The sequence below is a fragment of the Promicromonospora soli genome (assembly GCF_014653785.1).
In the GTDB taxonomy this organism is placed as follows: Bacteria; Actinomycetota; Actinomycetes; order Actinomycetales; family Cellulomonadaceae; genus Promicromonospora; species Promicromonospora soli.
Map to the genome: position 1 here is coordinate 995,449 of NZ_BNAS01000001.1, position 24,911 is coordinate 1,020,359.

At 73.6% G+C, this 24,911-nt stretch carries 22 protein-coding genes; 10 read left to right on the forward strand and 12 right to left on the reverse strand.

What is annotated here, in order from left to right:
* Positions 1-62: 62 nt before the first annotated feature.
* Both IE250_RS04530 and IE250_RS04535 read left to right on the forward strand, forming a co-directional pair.
* Entirely contained in the window at positions 63-1,061 is a 999-nt protein-coding gene (locus tag IE250_RS04530) for an SMP-30/gluconolactonase/LRE family protein (protein WP_189668025.1), read from the forward strand.
* Between the two features lie 97 nt (positions 1,062-1,158).
* Positions 1,159-2,082 (forward strand): NADP-dependent oxidoreductase, encoded by a 924-nt coding sequence (locus tag IE250_RS04535; RefSeq protein WP_189668026.1) that lies wholly within the window; start codon positions 1,159-1,161, stop codon positions 2,080-2,082.
* Positions 2,083-2,175: 93 nt separating this feature from the next.
* On the opposite strand, the gene IE250_RS04540 is transcribed toward IE250_RS04535, so the two are convergent.
* The 4 genes from IE250_RS04540 to IE250_RS04555 all read right to left on the reverse strand — a co-directional run bounded on the left by IE250_RS04540 (position 2,176) and on the right by IE250_RS04555 (position 5,869).
* On the reverse strand, positions 2,176-2,709 hold the full coding sequence (locus tag IE250_RS04540) for a GNAT family N-acetyltransferase (protein ID WP_189668027.1): 534 nt from the start codon (positions 2,707-2,709) through the stop codon (positions 2,176-2,178).
* Positions 2,706-3,149 (reverse strand): VOC family protein, encoded by a 444-nt coding sequence (locus tag IE250_RS04545; protein ID WP_308434105.1) that lies wholly within the window; start codon positions 3,147-3,149, stop codon positions 2,706-2,708. Before IE250_RS04545 ends, IE250_RS04540 begins: the two co-directional genes overlap by 4 nt.
* A 91-nt stretch (positions 3,150-3,240) precedes the next feature.
* Entirely contained in the window at positions 3,241-4,212 is a 972-nt protein-coding gene (locus tag IE250_RS04550; RefSeq protein ID WP_189668029.1) for a type IV toxin-antitoxin system AbiEi family antitoxin, read from the reverse strand.
* A gap of 268 nt (positions 4,213-4,480) precedes the next feature.
* On the reverse strand, positions 4,481-5,869 hold the full coding sequence (locus IE250_RS04555; RefSeq protein WP_189668030.1) for an MFS transporter: 1,389 nt from the start codon (positions 5,867-5,869) through the stop codon (positions 4,481-4,483).
* Positions 5,870-6,025: 156 nt separating this feature from the next.
* Between IE250_RS04555 and IE250_RS04560 the strand changes: the two genes are divergently transcribed.
* From IE250_RS04560 to mqo, 6 genes are all read left to right on the forward strand, one after another.
* Positions 6,026-7,249, forward strand: a complete 1,224-nt coding sequence (locus tag IE250_RS04560) for a GNAT family N-acetyltransferase (RefSeq protein WP_189668031.1) — start codon at positions 6,026-6,028, stop codon at positions 7,247-7,249.
* Between the two features lie 107 nt (positions 7,250-7,356).
* Positions 7,357-7,575 (forward strand): SCO4848 family membrane protein, encoded by a 219-nt coding sequence (locus tag IE250_RS04565; protein ID WP_189668032.1) that lies wholly within the window; start codon positions 7,357-7,359, stop codon positions 7,573-7,575.
* Positions 7,576-7,643: 68 nt separating this feature from the next.
* Positions 7,644-8,204: a TetR/AcrR family transcriptional regulator gene (locus tag IE250_RS04570; RefSeq protein ID WP_189668033.1), complete on the forward strand. Its 561-nt coding sequence runs from the start codon at positions 7,644-7,646 to the stop codon at positions 8,202-8,204.
* Entirely contained in the window at positions 8,201-8,854 is a 654-nt protein-coding gene (locus IE250_RS04575; protein ID WP_189668034.1) for a pyridoxine/pyridoxamine 5'-phosphate oxidase, read from the forward strand. The genes IE250_RS04570 and IE250_RS04575 overlap by 4 nt, the downstream gene beginning before the upstream one ends.
* A gap of 17 nt (positions 8,855-8,871) precedes the next feature.
* Entirely contained in the window at positions 8,872-9,543 is a 672-nt protein-coding gene (locus IE250_RS04580; protein WP_229872122.1) for a maleylpyruvate isomerase N-terminal domain-containing protein, read from the forward strand.
* A 103-nt stretch (positions 9,544-9,646) separates the two neighbouring features.
* Positions 9,647-11,140: a malate dehydrogenase (quinone) gene (mqo, locus tag IE250_RS04585; protein WP_189668036.1), complete on the forward strand. Its 1,494-nt coding sequence runs from the start codon at positions 9,647-9,649 to the stop codon at positions 11,138-11,140.
* A 99-nt stretch (positions 11,141-11,239) separates the two neighbouring features.
* On the opposite strand, the gene IE250_RS04590 is transcribed toward mqo, so the two are convergent.
* The 3 genes from IE250_RS04590 to IE250_RS04600 are packed head-to-tail and all read right to left on the reverse strand — an operon-like array spanning position 11,240 to position 15,613.
* Positions 11,240-12,655 carry a peptide synthase gene (locus tag IE250_RS04590; protein ID WP_189668037.1) on the reverse strand — a complete coding sequence of 472 codons (1,416 nt, stop codon included), beginning with the start codon at positions 12,653-12,655 and terminating at the stop codon, positions 11,240-11,242.
* Positions 12,636-14,171, reverse strand: a complete 1,536-nt coding sequence (locus tag IE250_RS04595; RefSeq protein ID WP_189668038.1) for a hypothetical protein — start codon at positions 14,169-14,171, stop codon at positions 12,636-12,638. The genes IE250_RS04590 and IE250_RS04595 overlap by 20 nt, the downstream gene beginning before the upstream one ends.
* Positions 14,168-15,613: a condensation domain-containing protein gene (locus tag IE250_RS04600; RefSeq protein WP_189668039.1), complete on the reverse strand. Its 1,446-nt coding sequence runs from the start codon at positions 15,611-15,613 to the stop codon at positions 14,168-14,170. The genes IE250_RS04595 and IE250_RS04600 overlap by 4 nt, the downstream gene beginning before the upstream one ends.
* 187 nt (positions 15,614-15,800) lie before the next feature.
* On the opposite strand from IE250_RS04600, the gene IE250_RS04605 reads away from it, so the two are divergent.
* A complete protein-coding gene (locus tag IE250_RS04605; RefSeq protein WP_189668040.1) occupies positions 15,801-17,330 on the forward strand; it encodes a hypothetical protein in 1,530 nt (509 codons plus the stop codon).
* Positions 17,331-17,488: 158 nt separating this feature from the next.
* Here the strand turns inward: IE250_RS04605 and IE250_RS04610 are convergent, their stop codons facing one another.
* Positions 17,489-18,793 carry a glycosyltransferase gene (locus IE250_RS04610; protein WP_189668041.1) on the reverse strand — a complete coding sequence of 435 codons (1,305 nt, stop codon included), beginning with the start codon at positions 18,791-18,793 and terminating at the stop codon, positions 17,489-17,491.
* Positions 18,794-18,861: 68 nt separating this feature from the next.
* Here IE250_RS04610 and IE250_RS04615 point away from each other — a divergent pair, with 68 nt between their 5' ends.
* Positions 18,862-20,292 (forward strand): hypothetical protein, encoded by a 1,431-nt coding sequence (locus IE250_RS04615; protein ID WP_189668042.1) that lies wholly within the window; start codon positions 18,862-18,864, stop codon positions 20,290-20,292.
* A 12-nt stretch (positions 20,293-20,304) separates the two neighbouring features.
* Here IE250_RS04615 and IE250_RS04620 read toward each other — a convergent pair whose 3' ends face one another.
* From IE250_RS04620 to IE250_RS04635, 4 genes are all read right to left on the reverse strand, one after another.
* Positions 20,305-21,198, reverse strand: coding sequence for a ketopantoate reductase family protein (locus IE250_RS04620; RefSeq protein WP_189668043.1), 894 nt, complete (start codon positions 21,196-21,198; stop codon positions 20,305-20,307).
* A gap of 43 nt (positions 21,199-21,241) precedes the next feature.
* Entirely contained in the window at positions 21,242-21,652 is a 411-nt protein-coding gene (locus IE250_RS04625) for a hypothetical protein (protein WP_189668044.1), read from the reverse strand.
* 161 nt (positions 21,653-21,813) lie between these two features.
* Positions 21,814-23,211, reverse strand: coding sequence for a Re/Si-specific NAD(P)(+) transhydrogenase subunit beta (pntB, locus tag IE250_RS04630; RefSeq protein ID WP_189668045.1), 1,398 nt, complete (start codon positions 23,209-23,211; stop codon positions 21,814-21,816).
* A complete protein-coding gene (locus IE250_RS04635; RefSeq protein ID WP_189668046.1) occupies positions 23,208-24,887 on the reverse strand; it encodes a Re/Si-specific NAD(P)(+) transhydrogenase subunit alpha in 1,680 nt (559 codons plus the stop codon). Before IE250_RS04635 ends, pntB begins: the two co-directional genes overlap by 4 nt.
* Positions 24,888-24,911: the final 24 nt, after the last annotated feature.

A 24,911-nucleotide genomic window follows, 5' to 3' on the forward strand; every position in this document is an offset into this window, starting at 1 on the left:
GAAGGTCCCCCGCCTTCCGCGGACTGAGTCGTACGGTGTTGTCCGACGGACGGAGGACATAGATGTTCAGAAAGCCCAAGCGTCTGGCCACCTCGACGGCCATCCTTGCCGCGATCACGCTCGCGGCCGTCCCGGCGACAGCGGTCGCCGCACCCAGCACTCCCAGCAACGTACGCGGCGGACTCCCCGCACAGCAGGTCACCCACGGCCTGCGCGACCCCTTCCCTCTGGGCGTTCTCCCGGACCGGATCGAGCTGCCCGACGCCTTCCAGCCCGAGGGCATCACGAATGCCGGCCCGGTCGCGTGGTTCGGCTCGCTGGCCGACGGCGACATCTACCGCGCCAGTCTCCTGACCGGCGAGGGCGAGGTGATCAGTCAGGGTCCGGGCACGCCGTCGGTGGGACTAACCGTCGACATGCGCGGCCGCCTGTTCGTCGCGGGCGGACCCACCGGCGACGCGCGCGTCGTCGACGGGCGCACGGGCGAGGTCCTCGCGACGTACGACTTCGGCGGAGCCTTCGTGAACGACGTGGTCCTCACCGGCGACTCCGCCTACTTCACCGACTCCGGACGCGCCGTGCTCTACCGCGTCCACCTGGGGCCGGGCGGCGAGCCCACCGGCACGTTCGACGAGGTGGCGCTGCACGGCGACTGGGAGCAGGTCGACGGGTTCAACGCGAACGGCATCACGACGTCGCCCGGCCGCAGGTCCCTGCTGGTCGTGAACTCCACCACCGGCGGCCTGTACCGGGTCGACCCGGACAACGGGCACGCCGACCGCGTGGACCTCGGGGGCGACCTGCTCACCAACGGCGACGGGATGCTCCGCGTCGGCCGCACGCTCTACGTCGCGCAGAACCTCCTGAACCAGGTGGCGACGGTGCGGCTCGACCGGGCGGCGTCGGACGGGCGGGTGGTGGAGACCCGGACCAGTGACGACTTCGACACGCCCACCACCATCGCCCGCTTCGCGGGCGCGCTGTACCTGCCCAACGCCCGGTTCACCACGACGCCGGAGGAGGACACGGAGTACTGGGTCACGCGGCTGCCGCTGCACTGACCGCTCGGCCGTGCCCTGCCGACGCCCTGCCGACGCCCTGCCCGAACCGCCCGGCGGCCGCGGAATACCCGCGTCCGCCGGGCGGGTTGTCGCTGGCATGCGAGCGATCACCTACTCCAGGTTCGGCAGCGCGGACGTCCTCGAGCTCACCGAACAGCCGGACCCGCACATCGGCCCCGACACCCTCGTGGTGCGCGTCAGGGCGGCGTCGGTCAACCCTGTCGACTGGAAGATCCGCGAGGGCCGGCTGCGGGGCCTCATCGACACGCAGTTCCCGGCGATCCCAGGCTGGGACGTCGCGGGCGTCGTCGAGCAGGTCGGCCTGGACACCACCGAGTTCCAGGTGGGCGACGAGGTGTACGGCTACGTGCGCAAGGACACCGTGCAGGGCGGCACGTTCGCCGAGCTCGTCGCCGCGCCCGTCCGCACCCTGGCCCGCAAGCCGTCGTCGCTGAGCTTCGAGGAGGCGGCCGCGGTGCCCCTCGCCGGCCTCACGGCGTACGAGGCGATCCGACGGGCCGGGGTCAAGGACGGCCAGACGGTGCTGGTGCACGCGGCGGCCGGCGGCGTCGGCGCGTTCGGCGTGCAGATCGCCAAGGCCCTGGGCGCCCGCGTGATCGGCACCGCGAGCGAGGCGAACCACGAGTTCCTGCGCGGCCTCGGCGCCGAGCCCGTCACCTACGGCGACGGCCTGGCGGACCGCGTCCGCGCAGTCGCGCCCGACGGCGTCGACGTCGTCCTCGACTTCGTGGGCGGCGGCGTCGTGGCGGCCGGCGCCGAGATCCTGGCCGACGGCGGCACCATCGCCTCGATCGCCGACCCCACCGCACGCACCGAGCACGGCGGGCACTACGTCTGGGTGCGCCCCTCGGTCGCGGGCCTCGACGCGCTCACCGCCCTGTTCGACGCCGGCAAGCTGTCGGTCGAGCTCGCCCAGGTCTTCGACCTGGCCGACGCCGCGGACGCGCACCGGGCCAGCGAGACCGGCCACACGCGCGGCAAGGTAGTGGTCCGGGTGTGACGCGTCAGGCGCATGATCGGCAGAACGTCAGGTGATCGGCAGCTCGGAATGCCGATCACCTGACGTTCTGCCGATCACTCGGGACATCTCCCGTCAGCCGTAGACCGGCGGGTAAGTGATCGCGCCGCGCAGGGTGGGGTCGGCCGGGTCGTAGGCCGGGAGCAGGTACACCTGGACCGCATCCGGCGGGGCCCAGTCCGGCACCGGATGGTCCAGCTCGATCCCGTGCTTGCGGGCCGGGACGAAGCCGAGGGCACCGTAGTACTCCGGGCTGCCCTCCAGCATGACGAACGGCTCGCGGGCCCCCTCGGCGCCGGCCAGGGCGGCCCGCACCAGGGCAGCACCGATACCGCGCCGCTGCCGCTCTGGGCTGACGGCGAGCGGGGTCAGCATCGCGACTTCGTGCTCGCCCGCGCCGTTGGTGAGGGTGCAGCCGGTGATCATGACATGACCGACCACCTCGCCGTCGGACACCGCGACCAGCGACGTCTCCGGCCGGTAGATCCACGACGCACGGATCCGGTCCACGCCGTCGGCGACCGTGTCTTCGCCGAAGGCCGCGACCAGAACCTTCCGGATCGCGGGGAAGTCCACCGGCCGCTCGGGCCGGATCGTCCAGTCGCTCATGCGTCGGCGGCTCCTGCCGGCGCAGGCTGCTCCGCGACCTCGGCCGACGAGCGGAGGATGCAGAACTCGTTGCCCTCAGGGTCAGCGAGCGTCACCCAGCCGGTGCCGGGCCCGTACTGCCCGCGCCGATCCGCTACGACCGTCGCACCGTGCGCGAGCAGCCGGTCGAGCTCTGGGTCCCGGGCGCCCTCGCGGGGACGCAGGTCGAGGTGCAGGCGGTTTTTCACTGACTTGCTCTCGGGCACCTCGATGAACAGGACGGTCACACCCTTTCCCTCCGGATCGACGATCATGCACTCGTCGTGACCAGGCAGGTTCGGGTCGTCGGGCACGTCCTGATATCCGAGAACCGGTTTCCACCACTCGGAGAGCAAGTAGGCGTCGGAACAATCCACGGTCAGGTGTGAGACGAAGGAAGCCACCAACGGACCCTTCCACACGCCGCCCGCCCGGCCAACGGGAATTTCACCGGGCTCGGCCCGGCTCGCGTGATCGGCAGGATGTCAGGTGATCGGCAGCTCGAAGTGCCGATCACGAGACGTTCTGCCGACCGCTAGGCCGGCCCAGCGGTGGCGGGGGCGGGAGACGCCGGAGCGGGCTCAGACCGGCGCGCACGTCGTCCGGCACGTGGCGAAGGATCCGGGCAAGTGCGGGACCCGCGCCGTCCGCCGACGTCACACGCACCACCCCCCAGCGCTCCTCCCGGAGATAGTCCTCACGGCGCTTCTCGTCGAACAACGCACGGTCGGCGTTGTAGCCGGGCCCGAGCGCCCCGGGGACGTACTTGACGCGCCCGTCGAACTCGGCCAGCAGCCGGAACTGCTCCCAGCCCAGGTCGGCGCGGAACTCACCGTGTGGCGTGCGCACCAGGAGCTGCGTGGTCGGACGAGGTAGACCGGCTCGCAGGACCAAGTACCTCAGCCAGGTCTCCCAGGCCGACTCCGCACCCGGGTCCGCGAGCTCGAGCACCAGTAGCGCCTGACGGCGGCCACGCGAGTCACGCCGCGACTTGACCGACTCGATGATGGCGTCGCGATCCACCCCGACTGCGAGCGCATGGTCCACGATGACGAGCGCGAGCAGCGGGTGCAAAGAGATGCAGCAGTCGGCCACCGTGCGCGCCGGACTCGTCGTCGCCACTCCGTCGACCGTGGTCCGTTCGTGCTCCGGCAGGGTCAGACGATGGCGCGCGATGTCGTCGGCGGATGCCGACGATGCCCGGTAGCTCTGGATGACGTGGACTTTTTCCGGCAGCTGCCACAGTCGCAGCCCGTGCAACAACGCGGCGGACTCGTGGCTCACCCACGCGCTGCGGATCTGAGCACCTACCGCGACGATGCGTGCCAGTGCCCGGCCCTTCCCGTCCTCGAAGCGGTCGCCGGTCGTGGCCCTCCGGCTCCGGTAGGCGCCGCGGCGAAGCTTCTCCACCCTGCTGTCACGGAGCGCGCGGCGCAGCGCTTCGCGGTTGTGGTCGCGAGCAAGAATGATCCCCGTTTCTTCCATTCAGAGACGGTCGCTCATGGTCGAGCGCCCATGTGGGCACCGCCACGTCGCCTGTGCACAAACGCCGGAAGTCCGCGCCTGCGGTCGCGCTCTCTGCCGCTCAGATGCTTGCCGAGGGTCCGGAAGACGCGTCCACGAACCTTCGAGGACCCCGGCAGGTGATTCGGAGGCAAAGGGCGGGTGGTCGGCAGAGTGTCACGTGTTCGGCAATCCGAGGTACCGATCACCTGACCTTTTGCCGATCATCCGGCCTGGGCATGCCGCACACCTAGGTCGGTTTGACCAGAGCCTCGTTCGGATCGACCCCGCGGACGTTCCGGATGCCCACCAGGGACAGCACTCCGCCGAGGAAGAGCAGGACCGCCGTCACGATCAGCGCCCGGTGGAAAGTCGCGACGTCGAGCACCCCGCCGGTGATGACTCCCGCGAACGCCACGGTCACCAGCCCGGCTACGCGCGCCACGGCGTTGTTCACCGCGGAGCCGATGCCGGCGTCGTGCCTCGGGACGGCGCCCAGGATGGCCGCCGTCAGGGGGGCCACCGTGATCGCGAGGCCGAGCCCGAACACGAGCTGACCGGGCAGCACCTGTGTGGGGTAGTGGGCGGTCTCGTCCATCGCGAGCATGAGGAGGAACCCCACGCCGGCCACGATCGGTCCCACCGTCATGAACAGCCGGGCCCCGTACCGGCCCGAGAGCGTGCCGAACCACGCGGACAGCGCGATCATCGCGAAGGTCGTCGGCAGCTGCGCCACCCCGGACGCGGTGGCGGAGTACCCGGCGACCTGCTGCAGGAACAGCGTGAGCACGAAGCCGCCCAGCGAGAGCGCCCCGTAGATCGCGAAGGTGGCGAGGTTGCCCCATGCGAAGTTGCGCGCCTCGAACAGGCGCAGCGGCAGCATCGGGTCGGCCGCCCGCCGCTCGTAGAGCACGAACGCCACCAGCATCGTTGCGCCCGCGAGGATGGACACCAGGATGACCGGCGAGGTCCACCCCAGCCGCTCCCCCTCGATGAGCCCGAACACCAGGCCCGCGAGGCCGAACGCGGCCAGCGCCGCACCCGGGATGTCGATCCGCCGGCCCTGCTCGCCCTCCGCGGCGGGCACGCCGCGCAGCAGCCAGAGGGTCACGGCGATGACGGGCACGTTGATCCAGAACACCCAGCGCCACGACGCGAAGTCGACCAGCATGCCGCCGACGAACGGGCCGACGATCAGCGCGGCGGTCGTCCACGAGGTCCACCGGCCGATCGCACGGGCCTGCGCCTCGCCGTCGAACGTCGCGACGATCAGGGCCAGGGAGCTCGGCACCAGCAGGGCGCCCGCCACCCCCTGCAGGGCGCGGGCGATGACGAGGACGGGGCCGGTCGGCGCTACCGCGCACAGCACGGAGGCGACCGCGAACCCCGCTAGCCCTACCGCCAGCACCCGGCGGCGCCCGTAGACGTCCGACACCGAGCCGGCCACGAGCATCAGCGCACCGAGGGTCACCAGGTACGCGTCCACCACCCACTGCTGCAGTGCCAGCCCGTCCACGCCCGGACCCCCGAGGTCCCGAGCGATCGCGGGCAGGGCGACGCTCACCACCGTGCCGTCGAGGAACGACACGAAGGATCCGAGGATCGCGACGAGCAGCACCCGTCCCTGAAGCGTGGTCACTGGCCACACGTTATGCCCAGCCACCGACAGTCGTCGCGCGGTTGCCGACGATCCGGACGCGGAGCGGAGCAGCGGGCTCAGGCGCCATGAACAGAGCCTGAACCCGTTCGCCAAATCGCTCGCGAGCGTCACTGACCGTTGCCTAGGGTCGCTTGCATGAGCCCCACCGTGCGCCGCATCGAGTACGCCGACCAGCCGGACTACACCCGCCTGGGCCGCGAGGCGTTCGGCGCGCCCGCGGCGGGCAACCCCGTCCCGACCCGCGAGGAGTGGGATGCGGCCGGCTTCCGCGAGTGGGGCGCGTTCGACGGCGACGGTCTCGCCGCGCGCCTGCGGGTCTACGGGTTCACGTCGTGGTTCCACGGCGCGCAGGTTCCGACGGCGGGCGTCGCGGGCGTCGCGGTCGAGCCGGAGCGGCGCGGGTCCGGCCACCTCGCGCGCCTCTTCGCCGCCGCCTTCGACGAGGCGCGCGAGCGCGGCGAGAAGATCTCCACGCTCTACCCGAGCGCGCCGGGCATCTACCGCGGCCTGGGCTACGAGGTGGTCGGCTCGTTCGACGACGTCGACGTCCCGCTGCAGAACCTGAGCCGAGTCGCCGCGCCCGCCGGCGTCATGACCCGCCGGGCGACCGTCGCCGACCATGACGCGATAGTCGCCGTCCACCGCACGTGGGCCGCCGCGCAGAACGGGCCGATCTCGCGCGCCGAGAAGCCGTTCTGGACGCCGCCGGAGAAGTTCTTCGCCGACTACTCGGGCGTCACGCTCGCCATCGACGCGGGCGGCTCGGCGGGGCCAGCAGGCGACGTGGTCGGCTTCGTGAGCTGGATCCGCGGCGAGGGATACACGCCCGCCACGACGGTCATGGAGGTCGATGACCTCATCGCCCTGACGCCCGGCGCCGCCCGCGCCCTCTGGCGCACCATCGGCAGCTTCTCGACGGTGGTCGGCACGGCGCGGGTGTCGACGTCGGGCCTGGATCCCGCGTGGCTCGTGCTGCCCGATCTCACCTCGACGGTGCACGCCGCCCACCCCTACATGCTGCGGATCCTGGACGTGGCCGGCGCGCTCGACGACCTGGGGTCGCCGCTCGAGGGAGAGCGCGTCCCGTTCGCCGTCCGCGGCGGGCAGGATCTCACCGGCGCCTGGACGCTCACGGTGTCCGACGGCGTCACGCACCTCGAGCGGGACGTCGTCGCGCTCGAGGACGCACACCACGAGCGGCCGGTGCTGAGCCCGAACGGGCTCGCGCTGCTGTACGCGGGAGCGCAGTCGGCGTCGAACCTGCGCATCGCGGGCCACCTGACGGGCGCGCCCGGCCACGACGCCGTCCTGACGGCGCTCTTCGCGGGCTGCCAGGTCCACGTCCGCGACTACTTCTGACCCCGCACCTGGGCGCACCAGCCTTTGTTGTGGGCGTGACCGTTGCGACTATCTGCCCGCTTTAGGCGCAACGATCGCGCCCACAAGGAGAGCCCATACTTGGGCGCGTGGATATTCCTGTCGCCTGGTCCGTCGTGCTCATCGTCACCGCCGCGTGGAACCTGCTGATCTGGCCGCGGTTCTGGCAGCGCATCGTCGCGGATCCCCGGTCGCGCGACGCCGACGGCCGGGCCACGAAGTTCCTCACGGTGCACGCCGTCCTGATCGCGGTCTCGCTCGCCCTCGGCCTCGCGGTTGGCGTGCTGGGCGTGCTCACGCTCGTCTGAACTACCCATCCGACGCTTCCCGGCAAAAATCGGTTGCCGCCATACCTGGAGGTAGGTATGGTGCGGGCATGAGCACGACTACCGCCCGCGACCGCCTCGTGGGCGCCGCACAGGACCTCTTCGCTGCCCAGGGCGTCGGGGCAACGAGCCCGCGCGCGGTGCTGGCCGCATCCGGCGTCGGACAGGGCAGCCTGTACCACCACTTCCCGACCAAGCACGACCTCGCAGTCGCCGCGATCGGCGCCACCGTGGACGACGCGCTCGCCCGGGCGATGCGCACGCTGCGCAGCGACTCCCCAGCGATCACGCGCCTCGTCGCTTACCTCGAGCGGCCGCGCGACGCCCTGGCCGGCTGCAAGGTCGGGCGCCTAACCTCCGACCAGGCGGTGATGGACGACGACGGCCTGCACGACGTGCTCACCGCCTACTTCGTGCGGCTGCTCGGCGTCACCACCGACGTCTTCCGTGAGACCGGCCTGCCCGACGACGTCGCCCGCGACCGCGCGCACGCCGCCATCGCGATCATCCAGGGCGGGTACGTACTCGCCCGCGCCACGCAGGACCCGGATGCGCTGGCCGCTGCGGTGCGCGGCTTCGTCGGCCTGCTGGCCCCGAAGGAGAACACGTGACCTTCCGCGAGCGCTTGCGCGCGCTGCCCGCCTTCGCCCGCCCCGGGCTCCCGGTCCTCGACACGGAGGCGGTGCCGCCCACCCCGCACGAGCTCTTCGTGACCTGGATCAGCGAGGCCATCGACGCCGGTGTGCTCGCCCCGCAAGCGGCGATCCTCTCGACCGCCGACGCCGCCGGGCACGTCCACGCGCGCACCCTGCTGCTCAAGGACGTGACCGCGGACGGCTGGTGGTTCGCTTCGCAGTCGACGGGTCCGAAGGGCCGCGACCTGGCGGCCAACCCGCACGCCGCGATGACGTTCTTCTGGCCTGAGCTGGGCCGCCAGGTCAAGGTCACAGGCAGCGCGGCGTCGGCCGGGCCGGAAGCGAGCCGGGCGGACTTCCTCGCGCGGTCCGACGTCTCGCGCGCCGCAGGCCTGGTGAACCACCAGAGCGAGCCGCTCGCCTCCCTGGCGGAGTACGAGCGCGCGTTCGCCGAGGCGCTGCGCGCCGTCACCGCCGACCCGGAGCTCGCCGCTCCGGACTGGACCGCCTACATCCTGACCCCCACCGAGGTCGAGTTCTGGCAGGCGCCGGACGACGGCCCGCACACGCGCCTGCGGTACCGGGCGGAGGCCGACGGCTGGGCCACCGGCCTGATGTGGCCATGACAAACGAAGGGACATCCATGAGCACGAGCACCGACCAGATCCCCCATGCCCTCGCCGACTCGACGGCGGGGCTGGACGCGCTGCTGGCCGCCGTCGGGCAGCTGACCGACGAGGCCCTCGCCGGGCCGTCGGCCCTGGAGGGCTGGACCCGCGGGCATGTGCTGTCCCACATCGCGGGGGTGGGCGGCGCGATGCTCCGGCAGGCGCAGGCCGCCGCGCGCGGCGAGGTGGTGCCCGTCTACGGGAGCCAGGACACCCGCAACGCCGAGATCGAGGCCGGTTCCGGCCGCACGGCCGTCGAGCACCTAGCGGTCCTGGAGGGCCTTCGCGACGAGATGGCGCAGGCCTGGCCCGAGCCCGGTTCGCCGCTCTGGGACGCACCGAGCGGCTACCGCGGCGGGCCGCTGTCTGGCTGCCTGCTGGGCTGGTGGCGCGAGCTGCGGATCCACTCGGTCGATGCGCTCGCCGGCACGCTCCAGGAGGTCGGCTACGAGACGTGGGACGACGCCCTCGGTGCCCACCTGCGCGAGTTCCTCGCGATCCGGCTCCCCGCCGGCGTGGCCGTGGACGACGTCGAGGGCGACCCGCGCGACGTCACCGCATGGCTCGCAGGGCGGGTCCCGGCGACGCCGCTGGCGGGCGACCTGCCCGAGCTCGGGCCGTGGCCGTCCGCCGTCCCAGCGAGGTGAAAAGCGGGCGCGACCAGCGGAGTGAGGGAGGTCACGGCACGCGGCACGTGATTCGCGCCACAACGCTCGTGCCACTTTTCACAAGCCCGCTAAGGTTTCTGACGTGACTTCTTACCTCCAGACAGCCCCGCGTCCCTCCGAAGAGGTCGACGTCGCGCTGATCGGCGGAGGGATCATGAGCGCCACGCTCGGCGCGCTGCTCACGATCCTCGAGCCGACCTGGCGTATCGGAATCTACGAGCGCCTGGACGAGGTGGCGCTCGAGTCGTCGAACCCGTGGAACAACGCGGGTACCGGCCACGCCGCGCTCTGCGAGCTGAACTACACGCCGGAGCGCAAGGACGGCTCCGTGGACATCTCCAAGGCGGTGACGATCAACGAGCAGTTCCACACCTCCCGCGAGTTCTGGAGCCACCTGCTCACCGCCGGCCTGATGGAGGGCACCGACTTCATCAACGTCACGCCGCACATGACGTTCGTGCGCGGCGCGGACAACGTGGACTTCCTGCAGCGCCGCTACGAGGCGCTGCGCGTGCACCCGCTGTTCAGCGACATGGAGTTCAGCTCCGACCCCGCGGTCATCGGGCAGTGGGCCCCGCTGATGACCCTGGACCGCGACGCCGACGAGCCGATCGCCGCCACGCGCGCCGCCGCGGGCACCGACGTCGACTTCGGCTCGCTCACCAAGAAGCTGGTCGACTTCGCCACCGCTCACAACACCGAGCTGCACGTGAACCACGAGGTCCGCGGCCTCAAGAAGCTGCGTGACGGCCGGTGGCGCCTCACGCTGCACGACCGCTCCTGGAACGCCGGGACCCGCCGCCGCGCCGTCACCGCGAAGTTCGTCTTCGTCGGCGCGGGTGGCGGAGCGCTGCCCCTGCTGCAGGCTTCGGGCATCAAGGAGGCGCGCGGTTACGGCGGCTTCCCGATCTCGGGCGAGTTCCTGCGCACGTCGGAGCCGGCCGTCGTCGCACAGCACCACGCCAAGGTGTACGGCAAGGCCGACGTCGGCGCCCCGCCGATGTCCGTGCCCCACCTGGACACGCGCATCGTCGACGGCAAGCGCTACCTGATGTTCGGCCCGTACGCCGGGTTCAGCCCCAAGTACCTCAAGAAGGGCAAGTACCTGGGTCTGATCACGTCGCTGCGCCTGCACAACGTGTTCTCGATGCTGGGTGCGGGCGTGAAGAACCTCGACCTCACCAGCTACCTGGTGGGCCAGGTCGCGGCCGCCCCGGAGACCAAGTTCCACGAGCTGCAGCGGTTCATGCCGACCGCCCAGCCCGGGGACTGGGAGAGGATCACCGCCGGCCAGCGTGTCCAGGTGATCAAGTGGGTCAAGGGCAAGGGTGGCGTGCTGGAGTTCGGCACCGAGGTCGTAGCGGCCAAGGACGGCACCATCGCCGGCCTGCTGGGCGCGTCCCCGGGTGCCTCGACCGCCGTCGCGGCCATGACCGGCCTGCTGGAGCGCTGCTTCCCCGCCAAGTACGACGAGTGGAAGCCGCAGCTCACCTCGATGATGCCGAGCCTCGGCGGCGTGGACTACGACACCGCGGAGCTCGCGAAGGACGCCGACCGGGTGACTGCGGGAGCCTGACGAAGGTCCGTTCCGAGAACGCGATTGCGCTTGGTTCCGGCCGTGGAACCAAGCGCAATGGCGTTCTGGAAGCGGACCTTCCGTAACGGCCTGCCCCGGTCAGCCGCCGAGCACCGTCAGGCGCTCGGCCCAGCGGTCGAGCAGTGCGTCGACCGTCTCCACCGCGACGTCGGTGCGGGGCATGCGCGCCCGCACCGCGACACCCTCGTTGGTGCGCGACACCCAGAGCTGCAGGTCGTCGGCCCGAGTGGCGGCCGACACGTGGTGCGCCCGCCGTCCGGCCGCCGCCAAGTGGCCAGGGAGCCGCCGGTAGTCCAGGTACGAGACCTGGAAGATGTCCACCCGCGGGAACCGCAGCGGCCGCGGCAGCGACTCCACCACCTGTTCGAGCGGCACTGCCGCCAGCTCCCGCGCGGCCCGGAGGGCCTTGCCCGCGGCGGCGAGCGTCGTGTCCGTGGCGGCTCCGACGCCGACGCCGACAGGGGCGCCCACCTCGATCCGCAGCGGCACCGTGGTGGTGTGCCAGCCGATCGTCCGGCGGGCGGTGGCGTCGGCGCGGGTGTGCACCGGCAGGAGCGTGTCCAGGACGGCGGGTCCGCCGAGGTCGGCGACGGCGCCCGCGAGACTGGCCAGCACGGCGGCCGACGTCGACGCGCCGGCCGCACCCGCGCGCGCGGCGACGGCGTCGGCGGTGGGGGCGTCGGCCAGGGAGCGCAGCACCGTGCGCTGCGGCACCCGCTCGCCGTCGGGCACGCCGAGCGGCAGCGGGAAGGTGGGCAGCGCCCACCCCCGGTCGCGGAGAAAGCCGTGCCAGGTCGCGAGCCGAGGGTCGTTGGCGCCGACCAGCTCCGGCCGCGCGGCCGCGGCCGGGTTCAGGGCCTCCACCACCAGAGCGTCCGCGGGCCCATCCGGCGAGACGGCGGGCACGCCCGCCCCGGCCCGCGCGCCGTAGAGCGCGGCCAGCTCGTCGACGACGACGGTGGTGGACCAGGCGTCGGTGTGCAGGTGATCCATGCCGAACACGATCGTCGACCGGTCCGGGCGGCTGATCGCGGCGGGCAGGAACGCCGGGTAACCGAAGGGCGCGCACCGCCGGCTGAGCTCGGCCACCAGGTGCGCGCGGGTGGCCTCGACCGTGCTGGTGACGGGGCCGTCGTTGCGCTGCCACACGAGGGTGCCGGGCTCGTGCCGCACCAGGCCGACGCCACCGGCTGCACCGCCGTCGACGCCGGACGACCCGCCGGGCAGGCGGACCGCCTCGACCGACAGCCCGGCGTGCCGGGCAACCAGATCCCGGAAGGCGGACTCCAGCGCGCCGAGGTCGACGGGGCCGTCGACGTCGAACGCGGCGGTGATCCACACGCTCGGCTCGCCCGCGTCCGCCCCGAGCAGGTGGTTGCGCTGGTTGTACGTCAGCGGTGCCGGGGTCGGCACCCGCCCCGCGCCCGGCATGACGTCCCAGGTGACCACTCGGCCGGGCGCCGGTTCCCAGAGGTCAGCCGAGACGACCCGCACCGGTCGCCTCCAGGCGCTCGTCCGGCGCCGCCTCCGTGCCGACCGTCACGGGCACGGCGACCGCCGCCTCGAACGTCGCCGTCAGCTCGGCGATGTAGCGGTCCACGGCGGCCTGCGCCGCCGGAGCGTCCGGGGTCTGCGTGACGACGTACAGCCGCTCGTGGTCGCGGTTCACCCAGAGCGAGGCGTTCGCGGTGCGGCCCTCTCCCGTGAAGTGCAGGCCGCGGTCGTAGGCCGGGCGTCCGACGCCGGGGAACCGCCGCAGGTCCAGGTAGCTGATCAGCTGCGGGCTGCCGAGGGAGGCCGGGTCGAGGACGCCGCCCGCCAGCATGACGCCGAGCGCGGCGTGCACCGGAACCCTTGCCACCTTCCGGGCCTGCCGGAACGCCGCGTCCGCGGCCGGCAAGACATCGGTGAACGACGCCGGGACACCGCCGTCGGCCACGGGGAACGTCACCGGCGCGAAGTTGCACAGCCAGCCCTGCGAGGTCTCGAACCCCGGTCCCCGCGAGCCGACCACGGTGACGCCGAACCAGTCGGCGGCTCCCGTCAGCCGGGCGTCCGTGAGCGCGATCCCGGCGAACACCGCGCCCGTGAAGCGTACGCCGCGGGCGGCGGCCAGCTCGTCCAGGCGGGCGAGGCCGGCGGCGTCGAGCAGGGTCGCGGAGCGGATCCGCACGGGTGCGGTCTCGCCGGGCGCCAGGCCGAGGTCCAGCGCGAAGCTGGGCAGCCGGCCGTCGTGCGCGGTCACGGCTTCGGACCAGGCCTGGATCTCGGGGGCGTCCGGCGGGGTCGCGGCGGCGAGCGCGTGCTCAGCCCGCGCGTGGACGAGGAACGACCCGGCGGTCTCCGGGGCGGGCTCGGGTCCCGACAGGCTCGACCAACGAGGCTCGCCCGCCCCGCGGACGTCGAGCTCCTCCGCGTACAGCTCCTCGATCTCGCTGAGCACCATCAGCTGCGACGCCCCGTCGGTGAACGCGTGGTCGCAGCCCCAGAACAGGCTGAACCCCTCGTCGTGGACGACGGCCCCGAGCGCGAACGGCGCCCACGTGTCGGGGCGGCACGCGGCGTCGAAGGTCGCGTTGAGGTGCGTGGTCACCCACTCGCCCCACGGGAGGCCCGGCCCCGGCGAGAGCGCGGGAACCTCCACGGCCGCGAAGCCGACGGCGTCCGCGGCCACCAGGTGCCGCACGGGCTCGCCGCCGTCGGTGCAGGCATCGACGTCGAACCACGTGCGCAGGCCCTCGTGCCGGCGCACCAGCCGGGTCAACGCCCGTGCAAGGGCCGCCCCGTCGAACGCCCCGTCGAGGTGGGTCGCGGTGCCGGTCCAGGCCCTGTGCCGGCCGCCGGACGCGCGGCGCGCCGCATAGGCGCGCAGGTGGTCGCCCTGCAGGAACGACGGCGGTCCCGGGTCCACCGGGGCCGACGCCGCAGCGGCGAGCGCCTCCGTCGTGGGCCGTACGTGCAGCACCTGTCCGGGCCGCGGGGCCCAGGTGCCCATGGCGCCGAGAATCATGCGACAGCCTCTCTCATTTCTGCGGACCCGAAGGCTCGGAAGTAGCCGCGCAGCTCGTCGACCAGCGCGTCCATCGCGGCGTGCGCCTCGGGTGTGTCCGGGTAGCGGGCGGAGACATTGAGGCCCTCGTGCGTGCGCAGGAACCAGAGGTAGAGCTCGTCGGTGCCATACGCCGGGCTGCGCAGGGTCCGGGCCGCCCAGGAGGACCAGCGCTCGGCGCCCGGTACGAATCGGGTGTCGACGTAGGACACGGCGAAGTGCGGGCTGTCGGTGATGCCGCCCAGCTCCGCGATGCGCGCGAACGAGTACCGCACCAGGTTCTTGCCGGCGGAGACCGCCGCGTGCACGCGTTCGACGGCGGCGGTCAGGGCGTGAGAGTCGATCACCTGGGCCGGCCCGTCCTGCCCGGCCTCCACCTCGCGCAGCACCGGGTCCACGCCGTCGAGGTCGAGGTCCACCGGGCACAGGCCCACGTACCAGCCGACGGCGGCGGCGTGCTGCGGCGCGTACCTGGTGTGCATCGGCAGCACGAACCGCAGCCGGTCGAGCCCTTGCACCCGGCGCGCGGCGTGCGCGAACGCGGCCAGCACCCCGGACTGGGCGGATGCGCCGCGGGCCCGGCTGCGGGCGCTCAGGTCGTCGGTCTGGTCGACGGTGGCGAGCCACGACGACCGGGAGGCCTGCGGGCGGGCCGCCTCGGCGGCGTCGGCGGCGGGGTGCGTGACGGTGCCGTAGCGAGGGAAGGTGGCGCCGGGCCCGAGGAAGTCGAGCCAGCGGCGCACGGGCTCGCCGTCGGCGGCGAGCGTCATGGCGAGCTTGCGGTCCTCGGCGGAGAAGTCCACGTGTGAGCCGACCTCCAGCTCGCGCAGCTCGGCGTCGGGCGCTCCCCGGCGGGCGGCGTCGTACAGCGAGACGATCTCCTCGAACCACAGGAGCTGGGAGTAGGCGTCCATGACCGAGTGGTCGGCGCCGAACGCGAGCACGAACCAGTCGGCGTCCGGGCCTGGCGCCGGCACGACGCTCGCCATCACGCAGTGTGGCCAGGCGGTGGGCGAGACGTCGGCGAGCAGGCTGGGCAGCAGGGCGGCGACCTGGCCGGCGGTGAGGTCGCCGACCACCAGGTCCCGGACGGCGACGGCCTCGGCCGGGGCCGTCACCCGCCGCCAGCCCGCCCCTGCGTCGCGCGTGACGGTGGTGCGCAGCACCTCGTGGCGGCTCACCCACGCGTGGATCGCGCGGCGCAGCGGCTCCGGCTCGTACGGGCCGGGCACGCGCAGCACGGAACCGATCCAGGACCCCGGCTCGGAGTCGCGCAGGTGGGCCTCGTGCCCAGGAGACAGGTCTCGCGGGTCCTGCTGCCAGCGTCCGGCGTCGGCCCGCGGCGTCCAGGACGTCACGGTTCCGGCGGGCAGGTCGTAGGCCGAGAGCTCGGTGTATTCCATGCGGGCGGGTCCCTAGCTCGTTGTGTGGGCACGGCCAGCACGACGTCGGACGAGTTCCGCGTTCCCCTTGCCGACATTTATACCGGATTCACCGGGTGAAAGTCAGTCCCCCGCGGATGCCCGGTATGGTCTGGCACTTGAAGACGACGGTCCCCGCAAGGGACCGGAACCGAACGGGGAGACGAGCGTGCCGAACCCGCCAGCCGCACTGCGCCTGCAGTTCGCAGACGACATGTTCCTGCGCCGGCACGACGGCGACGCGAGCCCGGCGGTGAACCAGGTGCTGTGGCGCCTCGACGGGCCGTACGACGCCGACCGCCTGCGCGACCTGGCCGAACGCATCGCCGACGGATCGCTGCACCGGCGGGTGGTGCGGACGCGCGTGCCCGGGGCGCGGCACCGGTGGGCGCCCGCGGGGACCCTGCCGGTCCTGGACCTCCAGACGGCGGCCGTGGCCGTAGACCGGATCGGGACGTGGGCGCAGGCACAGGCCGACGTGCCGCTCGATCCCGCCCGCGGCCGCTCCTGGCGGCTCGCCGCGGCGGACATCGCGGGGGGCGCTGACGGCGCGGGCGCGGTGGTCGGCGGCATCGTCTCGCTCACCTGCGCGCATGCGGTGGCCGACGGCGCCGCGCTGATCGACGCCGTCGTGCGCGCCTCGACGCATGCCGACCCGATAGTCGTGCCGGCGCCCGAGCGCGGGCCGAGGGCGCTGCTCGCGGACGCCGCCGACGCCGCGGGCCAGGCCGCCGCCGTCGCGCGCTGGGCGCAGGCCAAGGCGCGGGAGACCGCCCGCGAGCGGCTGTCGGCCGAGCGCGCTCCTGCGGTCGAACCTGCACCGGCGGTCGAACCTGCACCGGCGGTCGAACCTGCACCGGCGGTCGAACACGCTCCAGTGGTCGAGCCCTCTCCGGTGGTCGAGCCCTCTCCGGTGGTCGAGCCCTCTCCGGTGGTCGAGCCCTCTCCGGTGGTCGAGCCTGTCGAGACCCAGGTTTCGACAGGCTCAACCGGCGAGGCGGACTCAGCCACGGACGACGCCGGCTGGCGCGCCCCCGTGCTGCACGTCGAGCTCCCGTCCGACCAGGTGGCCAGAGCCGCGGCCGAGCACGGCGGAACACAGAACACCTGGTTCGTGGCGTTCCTCGCCCGCCTGGTGCACGCCACCGGCCGGTTCCCGGGCGAGCCCGTCCCCGTCGCGCTGCCCGTGTCCACGCGCGGCCCCGACGACCCGCGCGCGAACTCGACCAAGATCGCCCGGGTCACGATCCCGGCCGACGTGCTCGCCAAGCGCGACCTCGGCTGGGTCCGGGCAGCCGCCAAGGAGGCATACGCCGCCGTCGGGGAGGCCGCGCAGGGCGTTGCCCCGGTGCCGCTCGAACTGGTGCAGATGCTGCCCGACACTGTCGTGAGCCGGCTGCCGCAGCCGCCCGTCGCGGCCGCCCTGGCGTCCAACCTGGGCAAGCCGCCCGAGGGGTACACGCAGGCGCCGGGCGGCTCGGTGCGCGCGGTCGCCACCTTGTCGCACTACCAGGGAGCCACCGCCGCCGAGCTGCGCGCCGCCGGCGGCGGGCTCGTCGCGTTCTGCACCACCGTGGGCCCGACGACGATGCTCAGCGTCGCCGCCCTCGACCCCGACCGGGTGGCCGACGCCGAGACGCTGCGCGCCCTCGTGCTTGCCGAGACGGCCGCCTGGTACCTCCCCGCGGTGCCGTGGTGACAGGCGGCTCGGGCGCCTTCGGCTCAGGCTCCGTTCTTTGGCGGCCGAGCCTGCGCTGCACCTCCGGCTCAGGCTCCGCTTGTTGTCGCCAGAGCCTGCGGTTCCGCTTCGGGCGAGTGCCTCGTTCCTCGGCCCTCACCCTGCGCTACACCTCCGGCTCAGCCGCCGCCGGTCCCCTCGATCGCGTCGGCCGCCGCCGCGACCGCCCGGTCGGCGGGCACCAGGCGCGAGCCGAGCTCGGCGGCGCGGGCCGCGGTGGCGTCGTCGAGCACCTCGGCCAGCGCCCCGGCGAGCACACCCGGCCGCGTGAGCGTGCTCGCGCGGCGCGCGACCCCGACCCCGGCGCCGCGCAGCAGCTCGCCCCACATGGGCTGGTCGGCGGAGTACCAGCCGACGACGGCGGGCAGGCCCGCCCGCAGCACCGCCCCCGTGGTCCCGGCCCCTCCGTGGTGGACGGCGGCGCGGCAGCGGGGCAGCACGGCAGCGTGGTCGACGGCGCCCACGACGCGCACCCGCTTCTCGTCCGGTCCGGCGTCCGCGCCCCCCGCGCCGCCGGCCGCCGAGAAGTCGTTCCACCCGGCGCTGACCAGAGCCCGCACCCCGAGGTCGGCGCAGGCGGCGTCGACGGCGGCGAGCAGCGCGGGCGGGTCCGCCACGGGCATCGAGCCGAACCCGACGTAGACGGGTGGGTCGCCGGCGTCCAGCCACGCTTCGAGCCCGGCGCCGGTACCCGAGCCGGCCTCCCCGAGGCGAGCCCGGGCGTCGTCGTCCAGCGCGAGGAACCCGGTCAGCGGGCGGCGCGGGCCCCATTCGTCAGCGAGGCCCGGTACGAGCGCGGGGTCGTAGGCCTGGATCTCGACCGCCCCGGCGTCGCGCAGCCGCGTGGGCAGGTGCACGCGGGTGGCGCCCAGGCCGAGCTCGCCGCGCTGGACGTTCTCCGCCCGGCGGGTCAGGCCCCAGCGCACGCGCTCCCCCAGCGCCCAGACCGCCCGCGTGGCGCCGGGCCCGCGCACGCCGCTCACGGGCGACACCGTACGGTTGGCCCGCACCGGGCAGTAGTGCAGCGCGGCCATCCGGAGACCGCGCCGCTCGGCCACCGCGGCGGCCACCTCCTGCCCGAGCAGGCCGGTCACCACGGTGTCGGCGCCGCCGACGTCGTCCAGCAGCGCCAGCAGGCCGGTACGCAGCTCGTCCCAGCCGGCCGCCGCGACGGCGCGCAGCGCGCGCACCCGGCGCACCGGATGGGCCGATCGCATATCGCGCCGCACCAGGTCGGAGCCGAGCAGGGCCGCGGAGTCGATGCCGAGCGGCACCGGGTCCAGGCCCAGCCGCTCGGCCAGCGGCACCAGGTTCGGCGCGACGCCGGTCACCACCTCGTGCCCGCGCCGGCGCAGCTCCAGCCCCACCGCGAGGGCCGGCTGGACATCTCCTCGACTGCCCACCAGGGCCAGAACATGACGCACGCGCGCACTCTACTTACCCGCCACCCACCCCCAGGCCACCCACCCGCCTGCCCCGCACCGGAGGCCCCGTGACCAGCCCAGCGACCAACCCCGCGGCGACCAACCGCCTCACCTACGACGACGACCTCTTCCTGCGCACCCGCCGCGTGCTCGGCGTCGCCGTCGTCAACCAGACCGTCTGGCGCCTGCCCGCTCCGCTCGACGGCGACGCCGTGCACGCCCTGCACCGCGGCCTCGCGAACGGCCCCCTCCAGCGGGTGGTGCGGCCCAGCCGCCTCCCCGGCGCCCGCGCCCGGTGGTCGGCCTCCACCGTGTCGCTCGACCCGGTGGTCGAGACCGCACCGGTGCCCGACGACGCCGTCCTCGCCTGGGCGAACCGGCAGGCCCAGGTGCGCCTGGATCCCGAGAACGGCCCCACCTGGGCCCTCGCGGCGGCGCCGACGGCGGCCGGCGGGAGCCTGCTCAGCTACGTGACGTCGCACGTCGTGGCCGACGGCGGGATGCACATGGGCGCGCTCCAGGCCGCCGTCTCCGCCGCGGCCTCCGGGACCTCTGCCGACGGGGCCACCGCGGCCGACGCGGGCGGCCCGCCGTCCGAGGTCCAGCGCCTGCCCAAGGAGGGCGAGCGCATCCGCACCGGCCTGGTCGCGGACCTGCGTGACGCCACAGGCCAGGCGTGGGCGGCGGTCGGCGGCGTGCGTCAGGCGGTCCGGCAGGGTCCGGTGCCGCCGCTCATGGCGCAGCAGTCGGCGGACCGGCCCAGGCCCGAACCACGCCCCGACGACGCCGAGCTCGCCGACCCGCCGATCGTCGTGGTGGACACGGATGCCAACACCTGGCACCGCGCGGCCCACGCCGCCGGCGGCACGGCGAACTCCCTGCTCATCGCGGTGTGCACGGAGATCCTGCTCGCCGCCGGCGCGGCGACCGCCGGCATGCCGGTGCGCGTGTCGGTGCCAGTCAGCCTGCGGGGCAAGGGCGACCTGCGGTCGAACGCCACGTCGGGGGTCTCCATCGCCGTCGACACCACCGTGACGCCCGCGCCCGAGCGCGCAGGCGTGGTGGCCGACATGGCCCAGATCCGGGCAAGCGCCGCAGCCGAGTTCAGGGGCCTGACCTCCGGCACCCGGGTGGACACCCTGGGCCCGCTGAAGCCGCTCATGCAGATGGTGCCCGATGCCGTCGCCAAGCGCGCCGCGCGCGACGCCACCGCACCGCTGTGCCTGGCCTCCAACCTGGGCCGGCTGCCCGCGGCGTTCGCTGCGCCGCTCGGCACTCCGGCCGCCAGCGTGCTCATGCGCGGCATCACCCAGGGACTCACCCGCGGGCGGCTGCGCCAGATGCGGGGCGGCCTGGACTCCTGGTGGTCCGAGCACGACGGCGTCGCCACCCTCGCGGTGCTCGGGCTGGACGACGAGCGGCTCGGCGAGCCCGCTCAGGTGCGCGCGGCGATCGAGAGCGTGTTCGCCCGGCACGGCCTGCCGGTCCGCTTCTGGTAACCCGGCGCCCGGTCAGGCTTTGACCGACGCCGCCAGGCGGTCCACCGTCGACGTCAGCACGGGCATCACTACCCCGTGCCGCTGACCTGCCCGCAGGATCGCGCCGCCGATCGCGTCGAGCTCGCCCGGCCGCCCCGCCGACAGGTCGGCCTCCAGGGAGCCGACGGTCTGGGGCGGCAGGGCCGCGAGCAGCTCGCGCAGCTCGTCGCCCGTCGACGGCACGCCCTCGGCCGACGCGACAGCGGCGATCTCGCGCAGCAGCCCGGCGGTGAGCTCTGGATCGCGGTCCAGCGCCTCCCCGATACCGACCTTCCAGATCGAGGTCAGCAGTGACAGGCCGGCGAGGAACCGCAGCTTCTTCCAGAGCACCTCTGCCTCCGTCCCGCCGGTGGTCAGCTGGGCGCCCGTGTCGCGCAGGGCGGCGGTCAGGCCGAGGTCCTCCGCCGCGTCCGGCACCACGATCGTGAGCAGGTTGAACGAGTGGGTGACCGTCGCGGGGCGCGGGCCGCCCACCGGAGTGCGGCGTGTCTGGCCGGCAACCGTCGCCCCGTAGACACGCGCCTCCGGCGCCGCCGCACGGAGCCGGTCCATGTGCTCCACGCCGTTGAGCAGGGCTATCACCTCGGTCGGCGCCGCGTCGCGCAGCAGGCCCGCCGCCGCGGCGACGCCGTCCGCCTTGACCGCCACCAGGACCCGTGCGCCCCGCGGCACCGTCGTGGAGGCGGGCAGGGGCGCGTGCCAGGCGCCGAAGAGGTCGGTCACGACGTCGAGCCCGTGCTCGTTGATGTGGGAGGCGGTCGGCTCGCGCGCGACCACCGTGACGTCATGCCCCGCGCGCTGCATCAGGGCGGCCATGAGGCCGCCGATCGCGCCCGGGCCGATCACGGCGATCGGCGCACCGGTCATGCTCTGCCTGGCTGTCGCACGGTCCCGTGGTTCCGCATCCGGCTCATGCGGCCATCCGCACGGGAGGGTGCCCTTTCGGCTGGGGTACGACGCTGGGTGTGCCCGGCTTGCGACGTCGGGTCGTCACGAGAACTCCGACCGACGCCGCCGCGAACGACAGGGCCCCGAACCCGGTGGACCAGCCGTCCAGGTCGACCGTCAGGGCGAAGACGACGATCGCCGCGACCGGCGGCACCATCCCGACGAGGACCGACACGCGAGGCAGACCGAGGCCGCGCACCGTCCGCGCCACGGCCCAGCCGACGAGGGCCCAGGTGAGCAGCGCGATCGCCGCACCACCGAAGGAGGCGAAGAGCTCACCGGCGTTGTGCGCGCCCGTCGGGGGCCCGAAGTAGAAGAGGTCAGTGGTCGCCACAAGCACCAGGAACCCCACGATCGCGACCACTGGGGTCACGAGAGAGCGTCTCAACACTCCGCCTCCGCACTGAGGGACTACGCCGGACTTTCCAGGCGCGCACCTTTATACCAAATCGTTACCACGCGATGTCAGCGCGTCACTCTCAATTCACCCACACATGACCACCTGAATGCAAAAGGTACGGTGTCGGGGATCGCTCAGAGCGCCTGAACTATCAGCTCGACCTGGTCCTTCGCGTCCCCGAACAGCATCGCCGTGTTCTCGCGGAAGAACAATGGGTTCTGCACGCCCGCATACCCGGTGGCCATGGACCGCTTGAAGACGACCACCTCTCGGGCCTGCCACACCTCGAGCACCGGCATGCCGGCGATGGGCGAGGTGGGGTCGTCCTGCGCGGCCGGGTTCACCGTGTCGTTGGCGCCGATCACCAGCACGACGTCGGTGCTGGGAAAGTCGTCGTTGATCTCGTCCATGCCGAGCACCTGGTCGTAGGGCACCTTCGCCTCGGCCAGCAGCACGTTCATGTGGCCCGGCAGCCGGCCGGCCACCGGGTGGATGCCGAACCGCACCGTGGTCCCGCGTGCCGTCAGCTTCGCGACGAGGTCCGCTACGGGGTACTGGGCCTTCGCCACCGCCATGCCGTAGCCCGGCACCACGATCACCGAACGGGCGGCGATCAGCCGGTCGGCCACCTCGAGCGCCGTCGTCTCCCGGTACGAGCCCGGCTCGGCCGCGCCGCCCTGCGGCAGGGCCGCCGCGTCCCCGGTGCCGAACCCGCCCAGTATCACGCTCACGAACGAACGGTTCATCGCCCGGCACATGAGGTAGCTGAGGATCGCACCCGACGACCCGACGAGCGCGCCAGTGATGATGAGCAGGTCGTTGCCGAGCATGAACCCGGCCGCCGCCGCCGCCCACCCCGAGTAGGAGTTCAGCATCGAGACGACGACGGGCATGTCGCCCCCGCCGATCGCCGCCACCAGGTGCCAGCCCAGGGCCAGCGCGACCGCGGTCATGAGCAGCAGCGGGACCAGGCCCGACTCGCCGGCCGCGAGGAACCACCACAGCAGTCCCGCGCACGCCACGAGCGCGGCCAGGTTGAGCCAGTTGCGGCCGGGCAGCAGCAGCGGGAACGACCGGAGCCGGCCCGACAGCTTCCCGAACGCCACCACGGACCCGGTGAACGTCACGGCACCGATCAGCACGCCGAGGAACACCTCGACGAGGTGCACCGTGCCGCCCGGGTCGGTCAGGTAGGACCCGAAGCCGACCAGCACCGCCGCCGCGCCGACGAACGAGTGCAGCAGGGCGATCAGCTCGGGCATCTGCGTCATCTCGACGGTCCGGGCCCGCCACGTGCCGACCGCCGCGCCCACCAGGAGGACCAGCAGGATCAGGCCGGCCGTCACGCCGACGGGCCGCTCGGACCGGTCCAGCGCGAGCGCTACCGTGGCCACCAGCGCGAGCCCCATGCCGGTCATGCCGAGCAGCACGCCGCGCCGCGCGGTCTCCTGCTTCGACAGCCCGGCCAGGGACAGCACGAAGAGCACCGCCGCCACCAGGTACACGGCCTGGACCAGGGACTCGACGGTCATCGGGCCCTCCCGCCGGAGGCGCCGCCCCGGGTGGTCGAGGCCGTCGGGACCGGGCCGCCCCGGTGGAACATCGCGAGCATGCGGTGGGTCACGAGGAACCCGCCGAAGATGTTGATGCTCGCCACCGCCGACGCCAGCACGGCCAGCGTGGTGACCACCGGGTCCGACGACCCGATCTGCAGCATCGCCCCGACCAGGATGATCCCGGAGATCGCGTTGGTCTGGGACATGAGCGGGGTGTGCAGGGCGTGGCTGACGTGCGAGATCACGTAGAACCCAACCACGACGGCGAGCGCCAGCACGGTGAAGTGCGCTGCCTCGTCGGCGGGCGACGACGCGATGGCCAGCGCGGCCAGCACGGCGCCGAGGCCGATCAGCACGGCGTTCATCACTGGTCGAGCCTTAGCGGGTCGAGCCTGCCGAGACCCGGCCCCCGCATGTCGAACCTGCGACCCCGCCCCCGCTGGTCGAGCCGGTCGAGGCCCGGACGAGGTCTCGAGAGGCTGGACCAGCGCGGGCGCCGACACCGCCACCGGGGGCGGAGGCCACAGCACCTCGCCGTCCCGGGCCACGGTCATGCCGCGCACGACGACGTCGTCCGGATCGAGCGCGAGGCGACCGTCACGCTCCGGCGTGCCGAGCTGGACGAGGTTGGCCACGGCCGTGCCGAGCAGCTCCGAGGTGTGCCGGGGCATGCGGTCGGGCAGGTCGGTGTAGCCGAGGATCACCACGCCGTTGGCGGTGACCACCCGCTCCCCCGGCACCGTCAGCTCGCAGTTGCCGCCGCCGGGCGCCGCGAGGTCGACTATCACGCTGCCGGGCCGCATGTTGGCAACCATCTCGGCGGTGATCGTGATGGGCGCGGTGCCGCGGACGAGCGCCGTCGTGACGACTATGTCGGCGGTGGCCGTCTCGACGCCGTACGCCCGCAGCGCCGCCGCCTCCTGGTCGGCGGTGAGCGCCGAGGCGTAACCGTCGGCGCTGACCTGCTGCGCGGCGTCGTCGGCCCGGACCACCGTGGCGCCCATGGACTCGATCTGCTCCGCGACCTCCGGGCGGACGTCGAAGGCACGCACCTGCGCGCCGAGGCTGCCTGCCGCGCCGATGGCCGCGAGCCCGGCCACGCCGGCGCCGATCACGAAGACGTTGGCGGGCGGGGTGGTGCCCGCCGCGGTGACCTGGCCGGAGAACATGCCACCGAACTCGGCGGCGGCCTCGACCACCGCCCGGTACCCCGCGACGTTCGACAGCGCGCTCAGCACGTCGAGCGACTGCGCCCGGGAGATGCGCGGCACGGCGTCCAGGGCGAGGGCGGTGACCCGGCGGTTGGCGAGCGCCCGCACCAGGTCGGGGCGCGCAGCGGGGGCGATCTGGGCGATCAGCACGGCCCCGATCCGCAGCCGGTCCGGGCCCCGTGCGCCCGCTCGCAGCCCCGCCGGCCCGGGCGCGGCCAGCACGTCGGGCGCCCGGGTGACGGCGACGATGTCGGCGGCCCACGCCTCGCCGTCGGGCACGACGGCGGCGCCCGCGGCCTCGTACGCCGCGTCGGGGAAGCCCGCCGCAGCCCCGGCGCCCGCCCCGATCGCGACGTCGTAGCCGAGACCGACCAGCCGCGTGGTGGTCGCGGGGGTGGCAGGCACGAGCGGCCCGCCGTCGTCCGGTATGCCGATGCGCATGTGACCCTCCTTGCTCACGTGCGC